The 22,094-nt window shown below is 69.4% G+C and carries 22 protein-coding genes; 5 read left to right on the top strand and 17 right to left on the bottom strand.

Annotation, left to right across the window (positions count from 1 at the left end; genetic code table 11):
• Positions 1 to 47: 47 nt before the first annotated feature.
• The 6 genes from ACFZCP_RS12750 to ACFZCP_RS12725 form a co-directional block, all read right to left on the bottom strand.
• Positions 48 to 1,670, bottom strand: a complete 1,623-nt coding sequence (locus ACFZCP_RS12750; RefSeq protein WP_391426645.1) for a hypothetical protein — start codon at positions 1,668 to 1,670, stop codon at positions 48 to 50.
• Between the two features lie 215 nt (positions 1,671 to 1,885).
• Positions 1,886 to 2,356, bottom strand: coding sequence for a hypothetical protein (locus ACFZCP_RS12745; RefSeq protein WP_391426644.1), 471 nt, complete (start codon positions 2,354 to 2,356; stop codon positions 1,886 to 1,888).
• A gap of 178 nt (positions 2,357 to 2,534) precedes the next feature.
• The gene (locus tag ACFZCP_RS12740; protein WP_391426642.1) at positions 2,535 to 3,227 is read right to left on the bottom strand and encodes a hypothetical protein; all 693 of its coding nucleotides are present in this window, start codon (positions 3,225 to 3,227) and stop codon (positions 2,535 to 2,537) included.
• Entirely contained in the window at positions 3,224 to 4,876 is a 1,653-nt protein-coding gene (locus ACFZCP_RS12735) for a polyprenyl synthetase family protein (RefSeq protein ID WP_391426640.1), read from the bottom strand. Before ACFZCP_RS12735 ends, ACFZCP_RS12740 begins: the two co-directional genes overlap by 4 nt.
• Complete coding sequence (locus tag ACFZCP_RS12730; RefSeq protein ID WP_391426639.1) at positions 4,869 to 5,954, bottom strand: hypothetical protein; 1,086 nt, start codon at positions 5,952 to 5,954, stop codon at positions 4,869 to 4,871. The genes ACFZCP_RS12735 and ACFZCP_RS12730 overlap by 8 nt, the downstream gene beginning before the upstream one ends.
• Before the next feature lie 169 nt (positions 5,955 to 6,123).
• Positions 6,124 to 7,713, bottom strand: coding sequence for a serine/threonine protein kinase (locus tag ACFZCP_RS12725; RefSeq protein ID WP_391426637.1), 1,590 nt, complete (start codon positions 7,711 to 7,713; stop codon positions 6,124 to 6,126).
• A 607-nt stretch (positions 7,714 to 8,320) separates the two neighbouring features.
• On the opposite strand from ACFZCP_RS12725, the gene ACFZCP_RS12720 reads away from it, so the two are divergent.
• A complete protein-coding gene (locus ACFZCP_RS12720) occupies positions 8,321 to 8,935 on the top strand; it encodes a hypothetical protein (protein WP_391426635.1) in 615 nt (204 codons plus the stop codon).
• Between the two features lie 20 nt (positions 8,936 to 8,955).
• Positions 8,956 to 9,819, top strand: coding sequence for a choice-of-anchor K domain-containing protein (locus tag ACFZCP_RS12715; RefSeq protein WP_391426633.1), 864 nt, complete (start codon positions 8,956 to 8,958; stop codon positions 9,817 to 9,819).
• Positions 9,820 to 10,427: 608 nt separating this feature from the next.
• Here the strand turns inward: ACFZCP_RS12715 and dapD are convergent.
• From dapD to ACFZCP_RS12700, 3 genes are all read right to left on the bottom strand, one after another.
• Positions 10,428 to 11,414: a 2,3,4,5-tetrahydropyridine-2,6-dicarboxylate N-succinyltransferase gene (gene dapD, locus ACFZCP_RS12710; protein ID WP_391426631.1), complete on the bottom strand. Its 987-nt coding sequence runs from the start codon at positions 11,412 to 11,414 to the stop codon at positions 10,428 to 10,430.
• Positions 11,415 to 11,487: 73 nt separating this feature from the next.
• Complete coding sequence (locus tag ACFZCP_RS12705; protein WP_391426629.1) at positions 11,488 to 12,027, bottom strand: TetR/AcrR family transcriptional regulator; 540 nt, start codon at positions 12,025 to 12,027, stop codon at positions 11,488 to 11,490.
• A complete protein-coding gene (locus ACFZCP_RS12700; protein WP_391426627.1) occupies positions 12,027 to 12,350 on the bottom strand; it encodes an SMR family transporter in 324 nt (107 codons plus the stop codon). The genes ACFZCP_RS12705 and ACFZCP_RS12700 overlap by 1 nt, the downstream gene beginning before the upstream one ends.
• Positions 12,351 to 12,549: 199 nt before the next feature.
• Between ACFZCP_RS12700 and ACFZCP_RS12695 the strand changes: the two genes are divergently transcribed.
• Complete coding sequence (locus ACFZCP_RS12695) at positions 12,550 to 13,359, top strand: AbfB domain-containing protein (RefSeq protein WP_391426625.1); 810 nt, start codon at positions 12,550 to 12,552, stop codon at positions 13,357 to 13,359.
• A gap of 54 nt (positions 13,360 to 13,413) precedes the next feature.
• Here ACFZCP_RS12695 and ACFZCP_RS12690 read toward each other — a convergent pair whose 3' ends face one another.
• The 8 genes from ACFZCP_RS12690 to ACFZCP_RS12655 are packed head-to-tail and all read right to left on the bottom strand — an operon-like array spanning position 13,414 to position 19,985.
• The gene (locus ACFZCP_RS12690; protein ID WP_031166063.1) at positions 13,414 to 13,746 is read right to left on the bottom strand and encodes a metal-sulfur cluster assembly factor; all 333 of its coding nucleotides are present in this window, start codon (positions 13,744 to 13,746) and stop codon (positions 13,414 to 13,416) included.
• Positions 13,743 to 14,210, bottom strand: coding sequence for a Fe-S cluster assembly sulfur transfer protein SufU (gene sufU / locus ACFZCP_RS12685; protein ID WP_362680444.1), 468 nt, complete (start codon positions 14,208 to 14,210; stop codon positions 13,743 to 13,745). The genes ACFZCP_RS12690 and sufU overlap by 4 nt, the downstream gene beginning before the upstream one ends.
• A gap of 12 nt (positions 14,211 to 14,222) precedes the next feature.
• On the bottom strand, positions 14,223 to 15,479 hold the full coding sequence (locus tag ACFZCP_RS12680; protein WP_362680441.1) for a cysteine desulfurase: 1,257 nt from the start codon (positions 15,477 to 15,479) through the stop codon (positions 14,223 to 14,225).
• The gene (gene sufC, locus ACFZCP_RS12675) at positions 15,476 to 16,240 is read right to left on the bottom strand and encodes a Fe-S cluster assembly ATPase SufC (RefSeq protein ID WP_391426623.1); all 765 of its coding nucleotides are present in this window, start codon (positions 16,238 to 16,240) and stop codon (positions 15,476 to 15,478) included. The genes ACFZCP_RS12680 and sufC overlap by 4 nt, the downstream gene beginning before the upstream one ends.
• A gap of 7 nt (positions 16,241 to 16,247) precedes the next feature.
• Positions 16,248 to 16,577: a bifunctional 3-phenylpropionate/cinnamic acid dioxygenase ferredoxin subunit gene (locus ACFZCP_RS12670; protein WP_362680435.1), complete on the bottom strand. Its 330-nt coding sequence runs from the start codon at positions 16,575 to 16,577 to the stop codon at positions 16,248 to 16,250.
• Positions 16,574 to 17,758 carry a Fe-S cluster assembly protein SufD gene (gene sufD / locus ACFZCP_RS12665; RefSeq protein WP_391426621.1) on the bottom strand — a complete coding sequence of 395 codons (1,185 nt, stop codon included), beginning with the start codon at positions 17,756 to 17,758 and terminating at the stop codon, positions 16,574 to 16,576. Before sufD ends, ACFZCP_RS12670 begins: the two co-directional genes overlap by 4 nt.
• A gap of 56 nt (positions 17,759 to 17,814) precedes the next feature.
• Complete coding sequence (gene sufB, locus ACFZCP_RS12660) at positions 17,815 to 19,236, bottom strand: Fe-S cluster assembly protein SufB (RefSeq protein ID WP_391426620.1); 1,422 nt, start codon at positions 19,234 to 19,236, stop codon at positions 17,815 to 17,817.
• Positions 19,233 to 19,985: an ArsR family transcriptional regulator gene (locus tag ACFZCP_RS12655; protein ID WP_391426618.1), complete on the bottom strand. Its 753-nt coding sequence runs from the start codon at positions 19,983 to 19,985 to the stop codon at positions 19,233 to 19,235. Before ACFZCP_RS12655 ends, sufB begins: the two co-directional genes overlap by 4 nt.
• 184 nt (positions 19,986 to 20,169) lie before the next feature.
• Here ACFZCP_RS12655 and ACFZCP_RS12650 point away from each other — a divergent pair, with 184 nt between their 5' ends.
• A complete protein-coding gene (locus ACFZCP_RS12650) occupies positions 20,170 to 20,985 on the top strand; it encodes an AAC(3) family N-acetyltransferase (RefSeq protein ID WP_391426616.1) in 816 nt (271 codons plus the stop codon).
• Positions 20,986 to 21,016: 31 nt separating this feature from the next.
• On the top strand, positions 21,017 to 21,940 hold the full coding sequence (locus ACFZCP_RS12645) for an ATP-binding cassette domain-containing protein (protein ID WP_391426615.1): 924 nt from the start codon (positions 21,017 to 21,019) through the stop codon (positions 21,938 to 21,940).
• Positions 21,941 to 22,094 lie beyond the last annotated feature (154 nt).

The following is a 22,094-nucleotide window of genomic DNA, read 5'->3' as shown; positions in this document are numbered from 1 at the left end:
TGATGAGGGCCGACCGCTCGCAGCCTGTTGTGCGGCTGTCCGGGCCTTCAGCCTTCCGTTCCGGGAGGGTTGATCTGCCCGGTCAGGTGTACGGGCTTGAGCTTGCCGATGGCCACGCTGCCGTTCGTGTAGCGGCCCGGTCGTGCGTCCGCGTCAGGAGTGACGATGAGCGTGTACACCAGCCGCCTGCGGTCCGTCGTGTCGGCGTTGATGTGCGGGTTGCGGGTGAACTCCAGCACCTTGCCGCCCGGGCGGACGTTGGCGTCGCACGACCCGCCTTTGCCCGGGTTGGTGCTGTCGAGGAAGTAGCGGTAGTCCACATGCCCGGTGAAGGTGTATCCGTCCGGCGCGGTGAAGGTGTGCAGGATGTTGCCCGGGTTGACGGGAGCGTCGTTGTCGGACCATACCTGCACGTTGATGACCTGCGGTTTGCCACCGCCGGGCACGGTCTGCGGGATGGTGATCTGCTCGACGTGCAGCCGCGTTTCGTCCCCTGCTTTCCGGCCGCCCGTGTCCTCGCCGTCGACGACCTTGGTGTTGTCGTCCGCGCCGTTTCCGTGGTGCGTGCCGGACTTGCCGGCGGCGACCTTGATGACCTCGCGGAGCCGGTTGTGTTCGCAGTCCGCGATGTACAGGTTGCCCTTGGCGTCGAGCGCGATCCCCAGGGGCTGGTTCAGTTGCGCGTTCTGCGCCTCGAAGCCGTCGCCGTTGTAGTCCCACTTGTACTTCACTCCGGCGATGGTCTCGATCCTGGAGTCGAGTACGACCTTGCGGACCGTGTGGCTTTCCCGGCAGGTGACGAAGACGGTGTCCTCGCTGTCGATGGCCAGCCCGATCGGGCCGTGGAGCTTGGCCGACTCGGGGTGACCTTGGTCGCCGGTGTGCCCCCAGTCGACCCTCGCCATACCGATCACGTTCTCGATGGTGCGTTTCTTGAGGTCGACCCGGCGTACGCGGTGGTTGTCCTGGTCGGCGATGTAGAGCAGGCCCTGGCTGTCGAAGGCCAGCCCGGTGGGGTGGTTGAGCTTGGCGCTGCCCACCTGCCCGCCGTCGCCTTCGTTGCCCCCGTCATCCAGCTTCCCGACGACCGTGCTCACGACACGGTCCTGGGTGACCATCAGCACCCGGCGGTGGTGGTAGTCGGAGATGTACACGTTGTCGCGGGCGTCCACTGCGAGACCGGTCCAGTCGCCCAACGACAGGTTGAGGTTGGTCGCCTGACGGGACCTGGGGTCATCGGCACCACCGGCGAAGGTGGACAGCCTCGCGCCCTTGCCGACGACGCCGTTGGTCGCGACCACCTTGTACACCCGCTGATTGCCGTGGTCGGCGATATAGAGGTTGCCCTGCGAATCCAGCGCCAGTCCGCCCGGCCAGGTGAGTTCGACGGCCGTCGCCTGCCCGTTGGTCTTGTTGCCGCTGCCGCCCCCGGCGATCGTCGTGATGCGTCCCGTGGGGTCGATCTTCCGCACTCGGTGGTTGTTCCGGTCGGAGAAGTAGATGTGACCGGAAGGCGCGACCACTACCCCGGTCGGCCTGCACAGCTTGGCCTCGGTTGCCGCTGAGCCGTCGCCTTCGAAGCCATCGCTGCTCATTCCCGCGATGGTCCAGATCGTGCCGGGTTCGTAGTCGTCCATCTCGGAGGTGGCGGAGCCGGCGGTGGCCGTCATGCGTGTACTCCTTACGCGGGGAAGGGTCGGCAGTTGCCTCGTCTGCGCGAATATGCGTGCGGAACCCAGACAGACGATCGACTATCCGCATTGAATATTCGCAAAACATCACATTGCGTAACGAATGGGGTGAAAATTGACCCACATGCCGCCCCGTTGCCGGTGGCTCCGGGCTCAGTGCCGGAGCCACCGTTGGGACTGGCGTCGGTGGGGGATCAGTCCTCGTCGGGGCCGAGGACGCGGCCCTTGAGCCTGACGGGGTCGGCGGTGCCCACGCGGAGCTCTCCGTCGGTGTAGCGGCCCGGCGTCGCACCGTCGAGGGCGGAGACCTGCGCCGCGTAGCCGAGGCACTCCTGGTTGCTGGACAGGTACGGGTTGTGGGTGAAGGTCAGCCTGCGACCTCCGTCACCCACGGTGCCCTGAGTGGTCTTGAGGTTGCCCTTCGCCTGGAGGGTGTTGACGTCGTGGTAGGCCCAGGAGAGCCAGCCGGTGAAGTAGAAGCCCGTGGGCGCCTTGAGGGTGAAGGTGATGTCGCCGGGGTTCACCGGGCCGGGGACGGTGCTGAGGGCGCCAAAGCTGAGATGGGCCGGTACGCCTCCAGGTTCGTCCTCGACGATGCCCTGCTGGAGGATGTACAGCTTCTTCTCGTCCCCCTGCTTGACGGGGGCCTGTGTCTGCGTGGCCATGGCTTCCCTTCTGTGGATGGGTGTTGTCCGCGCGTGCGGATCCGCCGGTGGCGGGCTTGTGGAGGGCTCGGCTGCCGGTGGGCTTCGGTATCGGGCGCCTTGAGCTCCGGTGGGGTCTGGTATCGGGCGTGGTTGCTCGCGCGGGCCTGGTGGAGTGGTGACCGACGCACGCGGGTGTTCAGTCGCTGCCGGGGGCGGGCGGAGTGTCGGCGGGTGCGTGATCGGCCAAGAGCGGCCCGAGGACGACGAGGGCGCCGAGAACGATGTCCTCGTAGAGGTAGAACCCCGCTTCCAGGGGCGGCAGTTCGGCCTCTGTGCCCTCCGCCTGGGCCCCTGGAGCGGCGTCATGTCCTGGGTCGTTGTCGGCCTCGCCCTGGGCCATGGGCGGGCCGAGCAGGTCGGTGAGGTCCTGCGCGGCGCCCTGAAAGGCGGCACGGGCGGTGGTGGCCAGCAGGCGGAGCGGGAGGTCGAGAGCGGCGGCGGTGCGCTGGCCGGGAATCAGCTTCGCCGCCGTGGGGGCCTCCGCGGCGGTGGCGGCGAGCCACTGCACGGGCAGCGTGCAGGCGGAGATGATCCGCTCGGCGGGCATCAGGGACGGTGGTTCGCCGTCGACCATGAGGTCCTCCCATTCCATGAGGTCGAAGAGGAACTGGCCGCCCTTGTAGAGGGGCCAGGGACGGACCGCGTCGAGCAGGGAGCGGGCTCGTGCGGGCTCGCGTCGGCGCAGGGCCACGCCCTGCCGGGCCAGGGTGCACAGGCACTGACGCAGACAGCTGTTGACCTGCCCGAGGAAAGCGAACGTCCGGTGGTCGGTCGGGGTCAGCGGGCCGGTGGTGTGGTCGGCCGACGGGGGTGTGGTCGTAGTGGTCACAGTGGCCTTGAGGTGACGTAGTGGGCGATCTGCCGTAGCACGGCTTTGCCTTCGTTCTCGGGGATGATCCGCAGGTCTTCTTCGAAGCGGGCGATGCCTTCGGCCGCGAGCCGGTCGGCGAGGTCGGTGGCGTATTCGATGGAGCCGTGCCGCCGCATGGCGGCCAGGAGTTCCTCGGCGTGCTGCTGGGTCTTGTCGGTGCGGCGCTGCCGCAGGACATCGAAGAGGCGTGGCCGCTCGTGGGCGTGGGCGGTCCGGAAGAGGTGGATCAGCATCACGGTGCGCTTGCCTTCGAGCAGGTCCCCGAGAGGCTCCTTGCCGTAGAGGGCTTCCTCGCCGATCAGGTTCAGGATGTCGTCCTGGATCTGGAAGGCGATGCCGATCAGGCGGAACGCCTCGTCGAACCGGCCCAGGACCGCGGGGTCGGTGACGCCGGCGCAGACGGCGCCGATGCGGCAGGGGCTGATGCAGGTGTACCAGCCGGTCTTCTTGGTGCTCATCGTGAAGTAGGCGTCGTCGGCGTCGGGAACGATGTCGTGGCGGATCCAGCCCAGTTCCATGGCCTGGCCCTCGATGGACTCCCGGCACATGTGCATGGCCTCGTGGATGAGGCCGAGGGTGCGCACAAGGCCCAGCGTTTCGAGGTTGGACAGGACGGCGTCGACGGCAAGGAGGTTCAGCCCGTCGCCGACGTTGACGGCGAGGCCCAGGCCGTGTTCCTCGTGCATGGTGGGCAGGCCGCGCCGATGGGTGGATTCGTCGGCGATGTCGTCGTGGACGAGGAAGCCGTTGTGGAACAGCTCCAGTGCTGCGGCGGCGCGTACGGCGTCTTCGGGGCGTCCGCCGAATGCGGCGCAGGCCGCGATGGTCAGGGTGGGGCGCAGGCCCTTGCCCTGCCGGGCGGGGTAGGAGCGCATGAGGTCGTACAGCGCGGCGCGGGGTTCGCGGTCCGGCAGGAGCCGTTCGATCTCCTCGTTGGTGCGGGCCCGGCACCGGCGCATGGTCTCCATCAGGTCCGCGTCGCGGACGGTGTCCTCCAGCGACCAGCTCGTGCTGGTCCGGCCGTCCCACAGCAGACGCGGGGCCGTGATGGTCGTCTCGCCGATCAGCGGGGGTGGGGCGGGCGCGTCCTCCGGCGAGCGCCGGGCGAGGAAGTCCAGTGCCGTCCAGTCGACCGGCTCGGCGGCCGGCTCCCGGGCGGCAGTTGCCACACTGCCCCACAGCTGGGGGGCCTGTTCGCGGTAGGCGCCCCAGAGTTCCTGCATGCTGCGCAGGCCGGCCGCGCGCTGGGACAGCAGCGTGAAGGCACGCCACACGGCGAGGGTGTCGTCCCTGGAGCCGCGGACGTCAAGACTGTCGGGCAGGACCTGCTCGACGGGCGGACGTTGGAGGTCGAACAGCAGGTTCATGGCCCGGTTGTCGAAGACGACCTCGACGTCCGGGTCCGGGCAGCGGTCCTGGCGTACGACGATGCGGCTGTGCCGCGTGGTGAGCGTGGCGTGGCTGTCGTCGTTGAAGTGCAGCCCGAGCCGGATGCCGCGCAGTTGGTCGGCGGCGGCGGCGAGGATGGCCGGCGCCCGGTCGGACAGGGCGGCGACGGTCTCGTCGAGCAGTCGGGCCCCCGTGAACGCGGGCATGGTCTCAGTCATGGGCACCACCGGCGAACTCCACGATGCCCTCGGTGCGAAAGCCGATGGCGCGTCCGCCGACCCTGCCCTCGACCGTGCACGGGCCCAGCGTCTCGTGCACGCTGAACGGGTGCAGGCTCGTCTCGGACGGGTTGGCGATCCGGCCCGCCGTGTGCGAGCGGAAGTCGAGGACGAGACGGTCGTCCCCGAGCCGGGCGGTGATCAGCAGCCGGCCGGGCACCTCGGCCATCGGCGGCGTGGCGAGCACGTCCGCGAGCGGCGGCACCGTCACCACCCGGTCGCGGTCCAGGCTGCCGCTGACCGCGACCCGCAGGTTGCGGCGCGGAAAGTGACGAATCATGCGCCCGTCGCGCCACAACATCACCGACCCGTTGGCCGCGTCCGCCGGACGCGCGGGCTGGATCAGGGTGAACACCACCGCGGAGGGCGGAGCGGCACCGGCCGGGCCGGAAGGATCGTTGACGAACCCGAACACCCAGCCACCCAGCGTCGGCCAGGACCAGCGGCCGCGAACCCGTTCGTGATAGCCCAGCAGGTCCGTCGCCGTCTGCGTCCCGTCACCGTGCCGCAGGGTGCCCGAGCCGAGGACGCCGGGCTCCGACTGCCATCGCAGGTGCTCGTCCTCGCCGAAGGGCGCGCACTGCGAGGTGCACGGCCTGCTGGTCCGGGTCAGTAGCACGTCGGCGGCCGCCCCCCTGGACCGCGCCGCCACCCGAAACGTGCCCGGCTCACCGTGCGGATGCGGTAACCGGAAAGCGGACCAGGGAAGTTCGGGCTGATCGGCGTTGAACTGCGTCGAACTCCAGCCGTGCCCCTTCTCGTAGACGAGAAGGATCGCCATGTGCTGACCCTCGGCCGCCGTGCCGGTACCGCTGCGCCGCCCCGTGGCCGGAGCGCCCGGATCCGCGACGACCGCACGGGTGGAGGACCCCAGTACGGACAGGTTGGCGATCAGAGCTTGCCGTCCGCACCGTGACAGGAACGCGTAGTGCAGCCACTTGCGGTCGAGTGGGTGAGTGAGAGGAGTGTGCGGGAAGGGGCCTGGGGGCCCCAGTTTCGCGAGGGTCGCCGTGGACACGTTTGAACACTAACGCATCGTTTCCAAACAGTCACAGTCAGTGACACTCGAACGGGTGGCCTGATGCCGAAGAAACGTTCACCTCCATATTCGGGGTTTGAAATCACAAAGAGCCGCCCTGGCGAACACTCCGCCACGGACGGCTCCAGTGCGTGCGCCGCCTTTCTCGCTAGTCGTCGTCCCCGAGAATGCTCGCTTTCAGGCGTACTTCCGGCTGGCCCGCGATCACCGCTCGCCCGTCGGTGTACCGGCCCGGCTCGGCGTCCGACCCGGCCCGGACGCCGAGGGTGTACACCAGGGCCGCTGCCGGATTGCCGGGTGTGTTCAGACGGGGTTCGTCCGTCACGGACAGCGACTTGCCGCCCTCGTGCACCGCTGCCGTCGGCTCCGGAGCTGCGCCCACGGAGCCGTCGACGCGGTAGTACGCGCACGTCGCCCGGCCGTCGAACGAGAGTCCCGTCGGAGCGGTGAAACGGTGCTCCACGCGCCCGGGTGCCCAGGCGTCCGTGGACGAGACCCGTACATGGATCAACTCGCTGCCACCTCGCGGGATCTCCAGCCCGACTTCCTGGCGTACCAGCAGCCGCGCGGCCGTCGCCGTGGCGGCAGCCCGGTCTGCGTCATGGACGTCTCCGGCTTCGCCGTCCGGTTCCGGAGTCTCGTCCTGTTCCGGAGTCTCGTCCTGTTCCGGCTCGGCGGTCTGGGAGGCAACGGCGGTGAGGGGCAGGGCCACGATCCGGTGGTGGAAGTTGTCCGCCACGAGCAGCCGCCCGGCCGGGTCCACGGCCAGACCGCACGGATAGGCAAGCGAACCGCCGGCGGTGTTCTCCGCCGGCTCATCTGTCGCGGCCGCCGCCGCACCGACCGATGGATCCGGCCCCGCGACGACACGGGCCACTCCGTCGGCCAGCCGCCACACGCGGTGTCCGTTCATGTCGGCGACATAGACGGCCTCCTGGGCGTCGACCGCCACGGCGCACGGGGCGCTCCAGTCGACGACCGTGGCGTCGGCGTTCCCGCCCGGCGGCTCCGCCAGCACGTGAAGGGTCCCGTCCGTGCCCAGCGACAGCACCCGGCGGCCCACCGGGTCAGCGATATACAGCCGACCCGATGCGTCGGTCGCCAGACCCGCCGGCGCGAACGCCTCGCCGGCGTCGGCCGCACCGGAGTGTCCGCATGCCGCGACGACCGTGCTGATGACACCGTCTCCGCCGACCCTGCGCACCCTGGGAGTGCCCGCTTCGCCCACGTACAGCGATCCGGAGCCGTCCACGGCCAGAGCGCAGGGAGCGTCCAGCCGGGCGCGGTCGGCGGGCCCACCGTCGCCGTCGTCACCGCGCGAGCCATCTCCCGCAACGGTGTCGATGACGCCCGAGGGGTCGATCCGGCGGACCCGGTGGTTCATCTCATCGGCGATGAACACACCCCCGTCCGCATCGACAGCGAGGGCGGCCGGGAAGCCCAGGCGGGCCCGCACCGCGTCCGAGCCGTCGCCGGCGAAGCCCCGCAGTCCGTCCCCGGCGACCGTGGTCAGTACGCCGGAGCCGTCGATCCGGCGGACCCGGTGGTTGGCGTGGTCGGCGATGAATACGTCTCCTCGCCCCACGGCCACATCCGCGGGGAAGGCCAACTGCGCTCCGGCTGCCGGACGCCCGTCCCCGGAGAATCCGGCGGTGCCGTTTCCCGCCACGGTGATCAGCGGGTCGTGCCCGTGCGGGGATCCCGGCTCGCGCGTCCGGGCCTCAGCCTTCGCCGTCACGCCGTCACCACCCGGCACCGTCGCAGTGGTGCCTGGGCGGCGCCTCTCACCTTCCATGGCTTCGTCACCCGCATGTCGGTCTCCTCTCCGAGCCGTCGCTGCCCTCCCTGCATACCGGCCGGAGCGCAAACCGCGGGAGCAGCGCACCGAAGGCTCCACCCGCACGAGGGAGGAGCCACGGGGGGCAGGCGGCGAGTGGCCAGGCCGAGGCAGACGGCCACGGACACCGACCTTCAGCAGGCGTGGTTGCTGCGCTGCGCATCCATGCGCCCCTCATACCTCAACTCCACTCGAACAAGTGACGCAGAATCGATCCCGCATTCCAAACGGGGGAACGGCTGCATATCGCCCGCAGGACCCGGCTAACCATGGACGCAGATGACGGCCAGGTGCATTCCGTTTGTCTGCCGCAAGGCCCCGGCCGAAGCCGCCGACGGCGTCCTGCGTTCCGCCTCCGGAGACCGCTCCCATGGCGTCCCGTGCTCCGTGAACTGCGCGGCATGCCGTGTCCGGCCCTGCCCGACTCCCACGGGCCGGGCGGGGTGGTCCGCGCCAGGGCGTCCCCTTACTCCGCACGCTTCGACCACAGCCCCAGGAGGACTTGGAAATGGCCACTGAAGTGCAGTCCGCAAAGAAGGAAGCGTACAAACGGGGAGAGGAGCAGGGGCGGGCCGACGCGCTCGCCGGACGCCCGTACGCCAACCCGCCGCGCGACGGCGCACGCGGGGAGACGGACCACTACGCGAACGGCTACGACTGGGGTTACGAACAGGGCCGTGCGCAGAAGCTGGACCTGGTGGTCTGGCAGGAGGGCGGGGTCGAGGACGCCCCCGGGGGCCTCGGCACCACCATCAACATCTGTGTCCGTACGCCCAATTGGAGCGAGACCGTCGACGCCGGTGAACGGGAGCACGTCTTCACCGCCCCGACCGGATTCCGCTGGAACGGCATGGTGGGTGCCCAGTACAAGCGCATCGACCAGACCACGGGCGGCAACCTGCCGCCCGTCCAGTCCAAGGTGAGCGAGGACGGGCGCACGCTGACCTTCACCTACCACGTGCACCTGAACACGAACGGTGAGGACAAGGACCTTATCGCCTACACCTGCGGCCTCGAAGCCGTCGACGGCGCCATGCTCGGCCGCTTCACCGACGGCGTCGCCCAGATCGGCACCGCGCCCCCGGCCAAGCTCAAGGCCGAGGTCATCGAGGACGAGGACTGAGAGAGCAGGAGTCAGACACCATGACCACCGTCGTCACTTCCGGCATCTTCCCGTCCACCAGTCCGGCCGCCTCGCCGATCAACGGCCTGGGCACCGCCGACGTCAGGTGGGGCAGCAGCGGTTCCCAGAGTGGGTACCAGTTCCGCGGTTCGGCTGCGGACGTCGAGCTCGACGGTACCGAGTTCGTCGTCGGTACCTTCGTGCACCGCAATCTCCCCACCAACGTCAGCCCGGACAAGTTCAACGTCGCGCTCGCCATCAACGTCATGTTCCAGGACGGCAGCACGACCGATCTGAACTTCACCTTCCATCACTACGAGACACCCAACACCACCGGCAGCAGCCCCGTGGACGATGACCTGGTCGACCTGCAGGAGTTCATCCACCCCCAGCCCGTCACGATCGACGGGAAGCAGTACAAGGCGGTCCTGAGCGGCTTCAAGCGGGGCGGCCAGATCGTCCGGCAGTTCCGCAGCCCCGAGGGCGGAGTCAACTTCGCCGAGGTCGTCTGCATGTTCACCGTCGACGAGCCGGACGTGATCATCTCCGACCTGCGCTATCTGGGCAACGGCACGGGCCAGCCCGACGAATACATCGAGATCTTCAACAAGGGCGGCGCGCCCCAGGACCTGACCGGCTGGGTCGTGGAGTCCAAGCCCACCGGGCACGCCTACACCTTCCCCCCAGGGACGGTCATCCAGCCCGGCCAGCGCTACCGGGTCTACACCGACGAGGTCCGCCAGGAGTTCGGCGGATTTTCCTTCGGCTCCTCCGAGCAGGTCTGGCGTGACGAGGGCGGCATCGGCCGCCTGGTCCACGACGGCTTCGTCGTGGACCAGTACCCCTACCTCGACAAGGGCTTCAACAAGAGCGCCGCGCCGTAGCAGGTCCTCACCTGACGACACGGCGTTCCTGGATGTACCCGGAGCGGACACATCCAGGGCATAGCGCAGCGGAAAACACCACGGACCAGCGAGAACTATTGAGCGTAGTTTCCCTGGTCCGCAGTGCTTTCGCGGCGAACCCGCAGGTCAGCCCCCGCCCTCGTCATTTGATCCTCTTGTGACGCATCGGACGTCTCGACGTCTCGCCCCTTGCTGCGTGAGGCAACGATGCCGCAGCCCTCTGCCCAGGCGGAACCCTTCGCTTTGCCCGTCAGAACACGGACTTCATGCGTGGACATGCGTGAGCGATGCGTGAGCGGACCGTCCGGCACGAGGCGCCACGAGCGGGATGGAGCGTGCTGCCGCGTGGCGCTGATCAGGTGAAACAGCACCACGCGGCAGCGGCGAACACCACCCGGCAAGGATTCGATCCCACTCCTAAAGCGGTGCTCGTGGCGGGCTCCCCTGCGACAGACAAGCGCCCTCCCGGGCCGTCCTCGGGCCGTGGAAGGGCGCTCGACGATGACCAACGCCGACAACTGCCGACAGCTCGACAGCAGGTCAGGACGCTGATCGGTAAGGCGGCCGCAGGTCACGGCCGCCGTTGATCAGTTGTGGCTGTGCAGGATGTCGTTCAGGCCGCCCCACACCGCGTTGTTCGGGCGGGCCTCGACGACACCGGTGACCGAGTTGCGGCGGAAGAGGATGTTGGAGGCGCCGTTGAGCTCGCGGGCCTTGACGATCTGGCCGTCGGGCATCGTCACCCGGGTGCCCGCCGTGACGTACAGGCCGGCCTCCACCACGCACTCGTCGCCGAGCGCGATGCCGACGCCCGCCTCGGCGCCGATCAGGCAGCGCTCGCCGATGGAGATGATCACGTTGCCGCCGCCGGACAGCGTGCCCATGGTGGACGCGCCGCCTCCGATGTCCGAGCCGTCGCCGACCACGACACCCGCGGAGATCCGGCCCTCGACCATGGAGGTGCCGAGCGTGCCCGCGTTGAAGTTGACGAAGCCCTCGTGCATGACCGTGGTGCCCTCGGCGAGGTGCGCGCCCAGGCGGACCCGGTCGGCGTCGGCGATCCGCACGCCCTTCGGGGCGACGTAGTCGGTCATGCGCGGGAACTTGTCGATCGAGGTGACCTGGAGGTGCAGGCCCTCGGCGCGGGCGTTCAGCCGGACCTTCTCGATCTCGTCCACGGCGACCGGGCCGAGCGAGGTCCAGGCGACGTTGGCGAGGAGGCCGAAGATGCCGTCCAGGCTCTGGCCGTGCGGCTTGACCAGGCGGTGCGAGAGCAGGTGCAGGCGCAGGTAGGCGTCGTGCGTGTCGATCGGCTTCTCGTCGAGCGAGGAGATGACCGTACGGACCGCGACCACCTCGACACCCCGGCGGGCGTCGGGGCCGATCGCCGCGGTCGCACCGCTGCCGAGCAGTTCGACGGCCCGCTCGGCGGTGAGGCGCTCGGTGCCGGAGGGGCCGGGCTCCGCGACCAGGTCGGGGGCCGGGAACCAGGTGTCGAGAACGGTGCCGTCGGAGGCGAGGGTGGCAAGACCGGCGGCGACGGCGCCGGTGGTACGGGAAGCAGTGTCGGTCATGCGGAAAACCTAACGTGGGGAGGGTCGCGGGGGCGAACCCGCACCGGGGACGTCTCATGTGACGGGCGCGGGTTCAGGGGATCACCCGAGCCAGCACGGCGCGCGCGTACGCCTCGTCGTACGAACCGCCCGTGAGCAGCACCTGGAGACAGATGCCGTCCATCAGGGCGAGCAGCGCACGCGCCGTGACCGGATCCGTGCGCCGCTCCAGCAGCGCCGCCGCGCCCTCGGTCCACTCGGCGGCGACGGGGCGCAGCGCGGGCCGGCGCAGCGCCGCCAGATACAGCTCGTACTCCAGCTCCACGCCCGTGCGGTCACCGCCCAGCCACGCGCCGAGCGCTCGGGCGAGGTCCGCGGCGAGGTCGCCCCGGCCGTCCCCGCTCTCGGGCAGCCGCTCGGCCAGCACCGTGCCGAAGCCCTCGTTCGCCTGCCGCAGCGCGGCCACCATCAGCTCTTCCAGGGTGGCGAAGTGATACGTCGTCGAGCCGAGCGGCACGTCCGCCTCGGCGGCGACGGAGCGGTGGCTCAGCCCGGAGATGCCGTCCCGGCCGACCACACGGATCGCGGCGTCGATGATGCGCCGGCGCCGGTCGGGGTCGTAGCGGCGGGGCATCAGTGGCTCGCCCCGCCCAGGTTCAGCACGACCACTCCCCCGACGATCAGCAGGATCCCGGCGACCTTGGTGACGCTCAGCCCCTCCCCGAACAGCAGCAGCCCGAGGACGGCGATGGCCGCGGTGCCCACCCCGGACCAGATCGCGTACGCGGTGCCGATCTGCACGGTCTTCAGCGTCTGGGCGAGCAGCGCGAAGGAGACGACGTAGCCCAGGGCCGTCACGAGCGAGGGCCACAGCCGGCTGAAGCCCGCGCTGTACTTCATCGCCGTCGTCGCGGCGACCTCGCAGGCTATGGCGCCGGCGAGCAAGAGATATCCCATGCGTACTAGCGTACACATCATATGTACAGGCGTACGCAACGAGAAAGTTTCATTTTCATGGAAATCGCTCGCCGAAACGCCCTACGGCCGTGCCCGGACTCCACTAATGTGCGGCCCCTCGGCATCACATCTGCCACACGATTCGTTCACCTCACCCTCACGCCCCCGGCTGCCGCCGGGCGGCGGTGGAGACCCACGCATGCCTGACAACACCCCCCGCCCTCCGCAGCGCCGGCCCTGGGAGGCCGACTGGGAACCCGACAGCGCCCGGGCGTCCGGCGCCCGAAGACTCCTGCTCGCCGGTGCACTGGCCCTGACCGCCGTCACCGCCTGCATCACCGGCTTAGCCGTGAACGACGGGACCCCCGAGCCGAAAGCCGCCCGGCCGGCGAGCACGGCCCCGGCGGACGACGGCCCCGGCCTGCTCTCCTTCGCCTCTCCCCCCGCGCGGACAACCGGTCCCCCGAGGAGCACGGGCGCCATGACCCCGACCCCGGTGGCCCCGCAGGCGGCGTCCGCCCCCACGGCCACACCGAAGCACGCCCCTGCCGCGCCGCCGGAACGGCAGGCGAGTTCCCCCGGGCCCACGCCGAAGGCGGTCTCCGTCCGCTCCCTCAACTACCCGGACCGCTACTGGCACATCGTCGGCGACCAGGTGAACCTCGACCCGGTCCCCTCACCCTCCGACCGCCGGGCCGCCACCTTCAGGCTCGTCGAAGGCCTCTTCGACGCCCGCTGCTACTCCTTCGCCACGGCCGGCGGCGGCTATCTGCGCCACCGCGGCTTCCTGCTGCGCGCCGAGCACAGCGACGGCTCGTCCCTCTTCCGCCAGGACGCCACGTTCTGCCCGCGCACGTCCTCCTTCACCGGCGCGACCATGCTGGAGTCGCTCAACTACCCCGGCCGCTTCCTGCGCCACCAGAACTTCCGGCTGAAACTGGACCCGGCCCAAAACAGCGATCTGTACCGGGCGGACTCGGCGTTCCTGCTGGTGGACGCGGTGGCCTGAACGCACGGAAGCGGCGGCACCCGTAGGCGCCGCCGCTTCCCGCACGCTGATGTCTCAGACGTTGAACCCGAGCGCCCTCAGCTGCTCACGGCCGTCGTCCGTGATCTTGTCGGGGCCCCACGGGGGCATCCAGACCCAGTTGATGCGCAGTTCGTTCACGAGGCCGTCCGTGGCGGACTTCGCCTGGTCCTCGATGACGTCCGTCAGCGGGCAGGCCGCCGACGTCAGGGTCATGTCGATCGTCGCGATGTTCGCGTCGTCGATGTGGATGCCGTAGATCAGGCCGAGGTTGACGACGTCGATACCCAGCTCGGGGTCGACGACGTCGTACAGCGCCTCGCGGAGTTCTTCCTCCGAGGCCGGCTTCATCTCAGCGGTCTCGCTCATGCGGTCTTCCTTTCGGCGGCGGCGCCACCCAGCGCCTGGGCCGTCGCGTCCTTCCACGCCATCCAGCTCAGGAGGGCGCACTTGACCCGGGCGGGGTACTTGGAGACACCGGCGAACGCGACCGCGTCCTCCAGCACCTCCTCCATCGCGTCGTCCGGCTCGATCCGGCCCTTGGACTGCATCAGCTCCAGGAAGGTCTCCTGGATCTTCTGCGCCTCGGGCAGTTCCCTGCCGACGAGGAGCTCGTTCAGCACGGACGCCGAGGCCTGGCTGATGGAGCAGCCCTGGCCCTCGTACGAGACGTCCTCGATCGTCGTTCCGTCGTACTTCACGCGAAGGGTGATCTCGTCGCCGCACGTCGGGTTCACGTGGTGCACCTCGGCGTCGCCATCCCTCAGACCACGCCCGTGCGGGTTCTTGTAGTGGTCCAGGATGACTTCCTGGTACATCGAGTCCAGCTTCACCTGTCAGGCCCCTCAGCCGAAGAAGTTCCGTACGTGCTCCAGACCGTCGACCAGAGCGTCGATCTCGGCCGGTGTGGAGTACAGATAGAACGACGCTCGCGTGGTCGCAGGAATTCCGTAGCGCAGGCAGACGGGCCGCGCGCAGTGGTGGCCGACGCGCACCGCGATGCCCTGCTCGTCGAGGACCTGGCCCACGTCGTGCGGGTGGATGTCGCCGAGCGTGAAGGAGATCGCCGCGCCCCGGTCCTCGGCCGTGGTCGGGCCGATGATCCTCAGGTCCGGGACCTCGGCCAGACGCTTGACCGCGTACTCGGTCAGCGCGTGCTCATGGGCGAGGACCTTGTCCATGCCGATCGAGTTCAGGTAGTCGATCGCGGCGCCGAGACCGACCGCCTGGGCGATCGGGGGCGTGCCCGCCTCGAACTTGTGGGGCGCCGGGGCGTACGTCGACGAGTGCATCGACACGGTCTCGATCATCTCGCCGCCGCCGAGGAACGGAGGCAGGTCCTCCAGCAGCTCCTGGCGGCCCCACAGCACGCCGATGCCGGTCGGGCCGCACATCTTGTGGCCGGTGAAGGCCACGAAGTCGGCCTGCAGGGCCTGTACGTCCATCGGCATGTGGGGCGCGGCCTGGGAGGCGTCGATGCAGACCAGGGCACCGACCTCCTGGGCGCGGCGCACTATCGTCTCGACCGGGTTGACCGTGCCCAGGATGTTCGACACCAGCACGAAGGAGACGATCTTCGTCTTCTCGGTGATGACCTCGTCGATGTTGGACAGGTCCAGGCGGCCGTCGTCGGTGAGGCCGAACCACTTCAGCTTCGCGCCCGTGCGCTGCGAGAGCAGCTGCCACGGCACGATGTTGGAGTGGTGCTCCATCTCCGTGATGACGATCTCGGTCTCGTGGTCCACCCGGTAGGGCTCGTCGGCCCAGCCCAGCATGTTCGCCACGAGGTTGAGCGACTCGGAGGCGTTCTTGGTGAAGATCACCTCGTCGCGACTCGGCGCGTTGATGAACTCCGCCACCTTGTCACGCGCGCCCTCGTACAGCGCCGTGGCCTCCTCGGCGAGGACGTGGACGCCGCGGTGGACGTTGGCGTTGTGCTGCTCGTAGTACTCGGAGAGCACGTCGAGCACCTGGCGCGGCGTCTGCGAGGTCGCCGCGTTGTCCAGGTAGACGAGCTTCTTGCCGTCGTGGAGCACGCGGTCCAGGATCGGGAAGTCCTTGCGGAGCGCCTCGGTGTCGAGGAGGCCCGGCAGCTGTGTCACGCGGATGCGCCACCCTTCGTGTAGGCCTCGTAGCCCTCGTCCTCCAGCTTGTCGGCGAGCTCGGCGCCGCCGGACTCGACGATGCGGCCCGCGGAGAAGACGTGGACGTAGTCGGGCTTGATGTAGCGCAGGATGCGCGTGTAGTGGGTGATCAGCAGGGTGCCGACCTCGCCGGTCTCGCGGACGCGGTTGACGCCCTCGGAGACGATGCGCAGGGCGTCGACGTCCAGACCGGAGTCCGTCTCGTCGAGGATCGCGACCTTCGGCTTGAGCAGTTCGAGCTGGAGGATCTCGTGGCGCTTCTTCTCACCGCCGGAGAAGCCCTCGTTGACGTTGCGCTCGGCGAAGGAGGGGTCCATGTTGAGGCGCTCCATGGCCCCCTTGACCTCCTTCACCCAGGTACGCAGCTTCGGGGCCTCGCCGCGGATCGCGGTGGCGGAGGTGCGCAGGAAGTTGGAGACCGAGACGCCGGGGACCTCGACCGGGTACTGCATCGCCAGGAACAGGCCCGCGCGGGCGCGCTCGTCGACGGACATCTCCAGGACGTCCTCGCCGTCGAGGGTGACGGTCCCGCCGGTGATCGTGTACTTCGGGTGACCCGCGAGCGAGTAGGCGAGGGTGGACTTGCCGGAGCCGTTGGGGCCCATGATGGCGTGCGTCTCGCCCTGCTTCACGGTGAGGTCGACGCCCTTGAGGATCTCCTTCGTGGCGTTGTCGGCCTCGACGGTGACGTGCAGGTCTCGGATTTCAAGCGTTGCCATGGGTGCCTCAGGACTCCTGGGTGAGGGAGACGAGAACGTCGTCCCCTTCGATCTTTACGGGGTATACGGGGACGGGGCGCGTCGCGGGGAGGCCGGACGGCTTGCCGGTGCGCAGGTCGAAGGCGGAGCCGTGCAGCCAGCACTCGATCTGGCAGTCCTCCACCTCGCCCTCGGAGAGCGAGACGTTCGCGTGCGAGCAGATGTCGTTGATCGCGAACACCTCCCCCTCGGTCTTCACGACCGAGACCGGCGTGCCGTCGAGTTCCACCCGCTTCGGGGTGTCCTCCTCCAGCTCGCTCAGCCCACAGGCGCGCAGGAACGTCGACGGGGCAGTCATGCGACCGACGCCTCCAGCTCCTGTTCGATCTTGGCGATGAGGCGCTCCTCGATGTCCGCGACGCCGATCTGCTGGACCAGCTCGGCGAAGAAGCCGCGGACCACGAGGCGGCGGGCGTCGTGCTCCGGGATGCCGCGGGCCATCAGGTAGAAGAGCTGCTCGTCGTCGAAGCGGCCGGTCGCGGAGGCGTGGCCGGCGCCGACGATCTCGCCGGTCTCGATCTCCAGGTTCGGCACCGAGTCGACGCGCGCGCCGTCGGTCAGCACCAGGTTGCGGTTCATCTCGTAGGTGTCCGTGCCCTCGGCGCTGGCCTCGATCAGCACGTCACCGATCCACACGGCGTGCGCTTCCTCGCCCTGGAGCGCGCCCTTGTAGACGACGTTCGACTTGCAGTGCGGGGTGTTGTGGGTGACCAGGAGGCGGTGCTCCTGGTGCTGGCCCGCATCGGTGAAGTACAGGCCGAACAGCTCGGCCTCGCCGCCGGTGCCGGCGTAGGAGACGCGCGGGTGCAGCCGGACGAGGTCGCCGCCGAAGGTGACCACGAACGACTTGAGGGTGGCGTCCCGGCCGATCAGCGCGTTGTGCTGGCCGACGTGCACGGCCTTGTCGTCCCAGTCCTGGACGGAGACGACGGTCAGCTTGGCGCCGTCGCCCAGGACGTAGTCGACGTTGGCGGCGAGCACCGCGTCACCGGTGTGGTCGATGACGACGACGGCCTCGGCGAAGGCGCCCAGCTCGATCACCTGGTGGCCGTAGGCGACCCCGCCCTCGCCGTGCACCGCGATGCGGATCGGCTCGGTGAGCACCGTCTCCTTGGGGACGGTGACCACGCCGGCCTGCTGGAAGGCGGAGTACGCCTGGGCGGCGACGCGGTCCACCGGGGTGCCCGCCCTGCCGATCCGCGCGTCGTCGCGGCCGACGGTCTCGACGGTGACACCCTCGGGGGCCTCGACGGCGACCTTCACGCCCGCGCCATTGGCGACGGCGGTGCCGTCGTGCAGACCGCGCAGCCGCTCCAGCGGGGTGAACCGCCACTCCTCCTCGCGCCCGTGCGGGACCGGGAAGTCCGCCACGTCGAAGGACGGGGGCGCGCTCATGCGCGTGGCGACGGTCGACTCGGCGGCGACCGCGATCTGACCGGCGGTGGTCGAACCGACCGGGATGTTCTGAGCCTCAGCCATGGCTGTCGTTGTGCTCTCTTCCTACGTCAAGAAATCTTCGGGCTTCAGGAGGCGGGTCAGCCGACCGCGCCCTCCATCTGCAGCTCGATCAGCCGGTTGAGTTCGAGGGCGTACTCCATCGGCAGCTCCTTGGCGATCGGCTCGACGAAGCCGCGCACGATCATCGCCATCGCCTCGAACTCGGTCAGACCACGGCTCATCAGGTAGAAGAGCTGATCCTCGGAGACCTTGGAGACGGTCGCCTCGTGACCCATGGACACGTCGTCCTCGCGGACGTCGACGTACGGGTACGTGTCGGAGCGGGAGATGGTGTCGACGAGCAGCGCGTCGCACAGCACGTTCGACTTCGAGCCGTGGGCACCCTCGCCGATCTCGACCAGGCCGCGGTACGAGGTGCGGCCGCCGCCGCGCGCCACGGACTTGGAGACGATGTTGGACGAGGTGTTCGGCGCCATGTGGACCATCTTGGAGCCGGCGTCCTGGTGCTGGCCCTCGCCCGCGAAGGCGATGGAGAGGGTCTCGCCCTTGGCGTGCTCGCCCATCAGGTAGACGGCCGGGTACTTCATCGTCACCTTGGAGCCGATGTTGCCGTCGATCCACTCCATGGTCGCGCCCTCGTAGGCCACGGCGCGCTTGGTGACCAGGTTGTAGACGTTGTTCGACCAGTTCTGGATGGTCGTGTAACGGCAGCGGGCGTTCTTCTTGACGATGATCTCCACGACCGCGCTGTGCAGCGAGTCGCTCTTGTAGATCGGGGCCGTGCAGCCCTCGACGTAGTGCACGTAGGCACCCTCGTCGACGATGATCAGGGTCCGCTCGAACTGGCCCATGTTCTCCGTGTTGATACGGAAGTAGGCCTGGAGCGGGATCTCGACGTGCACGCCCTTCGGCACGTAGATGAAGGAGCCGCCCGACCACACGGCGGTGTTCAGGGAGGCGAACTTGTTGTCACCGACCGGGATGACCGTGCCGAAGTACTCCTTGAAGAGCTCCGGGTGCTCCTTCAGCGCGGTGTCGGTGTCGAGGAAGATGACGCCCTGCTCCTCCAGGTCCTCGCGGATCTGGTGGTAGACGACCTCCGACTCGTACTGGGCGGCGACACCGGCGACGAGGCGCTGCTTCTCGGCCTCCGGGATGCCCAGCTTGTCGTAGGTGTTCTTGATGTCCTCGGGCAGGTCCTCCCAGGACTCCGCCTGCTTCTCCGTGGAACGCACGAAGTACTTGATGTTGTCGAAGTCGATGCCCGACAGGTCCGAGCCCCAGTTCGGCATGGGCTTCTTCTCGAAGAGGCGCAGGCCCTTGAGGCGGAGCTTGGTCATCCACTCCGGCTCGGACTTCTTCGCCGAGATGTCCCGGACCACGTCCTCGTTCAGACCACGCTTCGCGGAGGCGCCGGCCTCGTCGGAGTCGGCCCAACCGTATTCGTACGTGCCCAGGCCCTCGAGTTCGGGGTGGGCAGTCTCCGTGGGGAGAGTCATGCGGGGTTCCTCCCGGCCGTGCTTGCAGATGCTTGGTGGCTCTGGTGATCGGTCTTCGAAATCTTGGGGATGAACGTCGTGCAGACGCCGTCGCCGTGGGCGATGGTCGCCAGTCGCTGGACGTGGGTGCCGAGGAGCTCGGCGAAGATCTCCGTCTCCGCCTCGCACAGCTGCGGGAACTGTTCCGCCACGTGGGCGACCGGGCAGTGGTGCTGGCACAGCTGTTCGCCGACCGGTGCGCTACGCGCCGTAGCAGCGTACCCGTCGACGCTCAGGGCCTTGGCGAGCGCTTCGGCGCGTTGGTCGGGGCCGACATCCTCGATCGCCTTGCGGTACGCGCCGGCCTGGGCGGCGATGCGGGCGCGGGCGAAGGCGGCGACCGCGTCGGCGCCGCCCTCCTGCTCGGCGATCCAGCGCAGGGCGTCCACGGCGAGCTTGTCGTACGACTGGTCGAAGGCGTCGCGGCCGCAGTCCGTCAGTGCGAAGACCTTGGCGGGGCGGCCACGGGTCCGGGCGCCGTACACGCGCTGCTCGCGCGCCTCCACGACGTCGTCGGCGACCAGGGCGTCCAGGTGGCGCCGGACGGCGGCCTGGGTCAGGCCCAGCCGGCCGGCCAGCTCGGCGACGGTCGACGGGCCGTGGTCCAGGATGGACCGCGCGACTCGGTTGCGCGTCGAGCGCTCTCCGGTCGCCAGCTCCTCGTGCGGGGGACCCACCGGGGTCTCCCGAGCCTCGCCGACGTTTTTCACAACGCCATTGTTGCGTAATTCCTCGGAGACTGACAAGCCACGTCCCGATCAACGGACGGTGCCCTGCATCACTTAGGCATACCTAATCTGACCTGCGGAAATGATCTTCTGATCGATCATCCGGTGAGGTCCTCACGGCCATTTCGGTGGCGCCGCGCAGGCCCGTCGGGAAGACTCCGGAGACATGCCCATACCCCCTCCGACCGGCCCTCTTGTCACCCGCGACACCCTCGCCACGCAGCTGCGCCTGCTGGGTGTCGAGACCGGCGAGACCCTTTTGGTACACAGCTCGCTCAGTTCCCTCGGCTGGGTCAACGGAGGGGCCGTCGCCGTCGTCCAGGGGCTCCTCGACGCCCTCGGCGCCTCCGGCACGCTCGTCGTCCCGACCCAGTCCGCGGACCTGTCCGACCCGGCCGTGTGGAGCAACCCTCCGGTCCCCGAGGAGTGGTGGGACAGGATCCGCGCCACGATGCCCGAGTACGACCCGCTGATCACGCCCACGCGCGGGGTCGGCGTGGTCCCGGAGACCGTGCGCACCTGGCCGGGCGCCCTGCGCAGCGCCCACCCGCAGACCTCGTTCGCGGCGCTCGGGCCGCGTGCCGCCGAGATCACCGAGGGCCATGCCCCCGACTGCCGGCTGGGCGAGCGCAGCCCGCTCGCCCGGCTGGAGAAGCTGGGCGCCCGCGTCCTGCTGCTGGGCACGGGATACGAGGCCTGCACCAGCTTCCACCTGGCCGAGTACCGCATCCCCTCCCCGCTGGTGCGGGTGGGCCGCCCGGCTCCGGGCGGCGGCTGGGAGACGGTGACCGAGGTGTCCATCACCTCGGACCGCTTCGACGAGCTGGGCCACGACTTCGAACGGGACCGCCCCGTCGTACGGGGAAAGGCCGGCGCGGCCGCCGTACGGCTGTTCCCGGTGGCCGATGCGGTGGCCTACGCCGAGCGGTGGCTGGCGGTGCACCGCCCCCGTGAGGAGGAGTTCCTGCACCCCCGCGTCTGAGCGGTGCGGCACCTCCCTAGACTCTGGATCCATGCGAAGTGAGCCCGTGGTCCAGGTCCAGGCCCTGGTGAAGCGGTACGGCACGAAGACCGCGGTGAACGGCCTCGACCTGGTGGCCCGGGCGGGCGTGACCGCCGTCCTCGGCCCCAACGGGGCGGGAAAGACGACCACGGTCGAGATCTGCGAGGGGTACCGGAAGCCGGATTCCGGCACGGTGCGCGTCCTGGGCCTCGACCCGGTGGGACAGTCCGCCGAGCTGCGTCCCCGCATCGGTGTGATGCTCCAGTCCGGCGGTGTGTACTCCGGCGCCCGGGCGGACGAGATGCTGCGGCACATCGCCGGCCTGCACGCGCATCCGCTGGACGTGGACGCGCTGATCGAGCGCCTCGGGCTCGGCTCCTGCGGGCGCACCGGCTACCGCCGGCTGTCCGGCGGCCAGCAGCAGCGCCTCGCGCTCGCCATGGCCGTGGTGGGGCGCCCCGAGCTGGTGTTCCTGGACGAGCCGACCGCGGGCCTCGACCCGCAGGCCCGCCGGGCCACCTGGGGCCTGGTGAAGGACCTGCGTGCCGACGGCGTCTCGGTGATCCTCACCACGCACCACATGGACGAGGCCGAGCAGCTCGCCGACGACGTGGCGATCATCGACGGCGGCCGGGTCATCGCCCAGGGCTCCCCCGAGGAGCTGTGCAAGGGCGGTGCCGAGAACACGCTGCGCTTCACCGGCCGCCCGGGGCTCGACGTGGGCTCGCTGCTCAAGGCGCTCCCGGCCGACTGCACGGCCGCCGAGCTGACCCCGGGCGGCTACCGGGTCGTCGGCAAGGTGGACCCGCAGCTGCTGGCCACGGTGACCTCCTGGTGCGCCCAGCACGGGGTGATGCCGGACCGGATCTCGGTGGAGCGGCACACTCTTGAGGACGTCTTTCTCGAACTGACCGGCAAGGAGCTGCGCTCGTGATTCCGGCTCACACGAAGATCGGCCGGGGGTCCGGGGGTTGCCCCCCGGAAGGACACAGCCTCGAACTGACCGGCAAGGAGCTGCGCTCGTGATTCCGGCTCACACGAAGATCGGCCGGGGGTCCGGGGGTTGCCCCCCGGAAGGACACAGCCTC

The organism is Streptomyces sp. NPDC007971, assembly GCF_042958635.1.
Lineage (GTDB): Bacteria > Actinomycetota > Actinomycetes > Streptomycetales > Streptomycetaceae > Streptomyces.
Note: the sequence above shows the minus strand (reverse complement) of the source record. Positions and strands in the feature narration are given on the sequence as shown.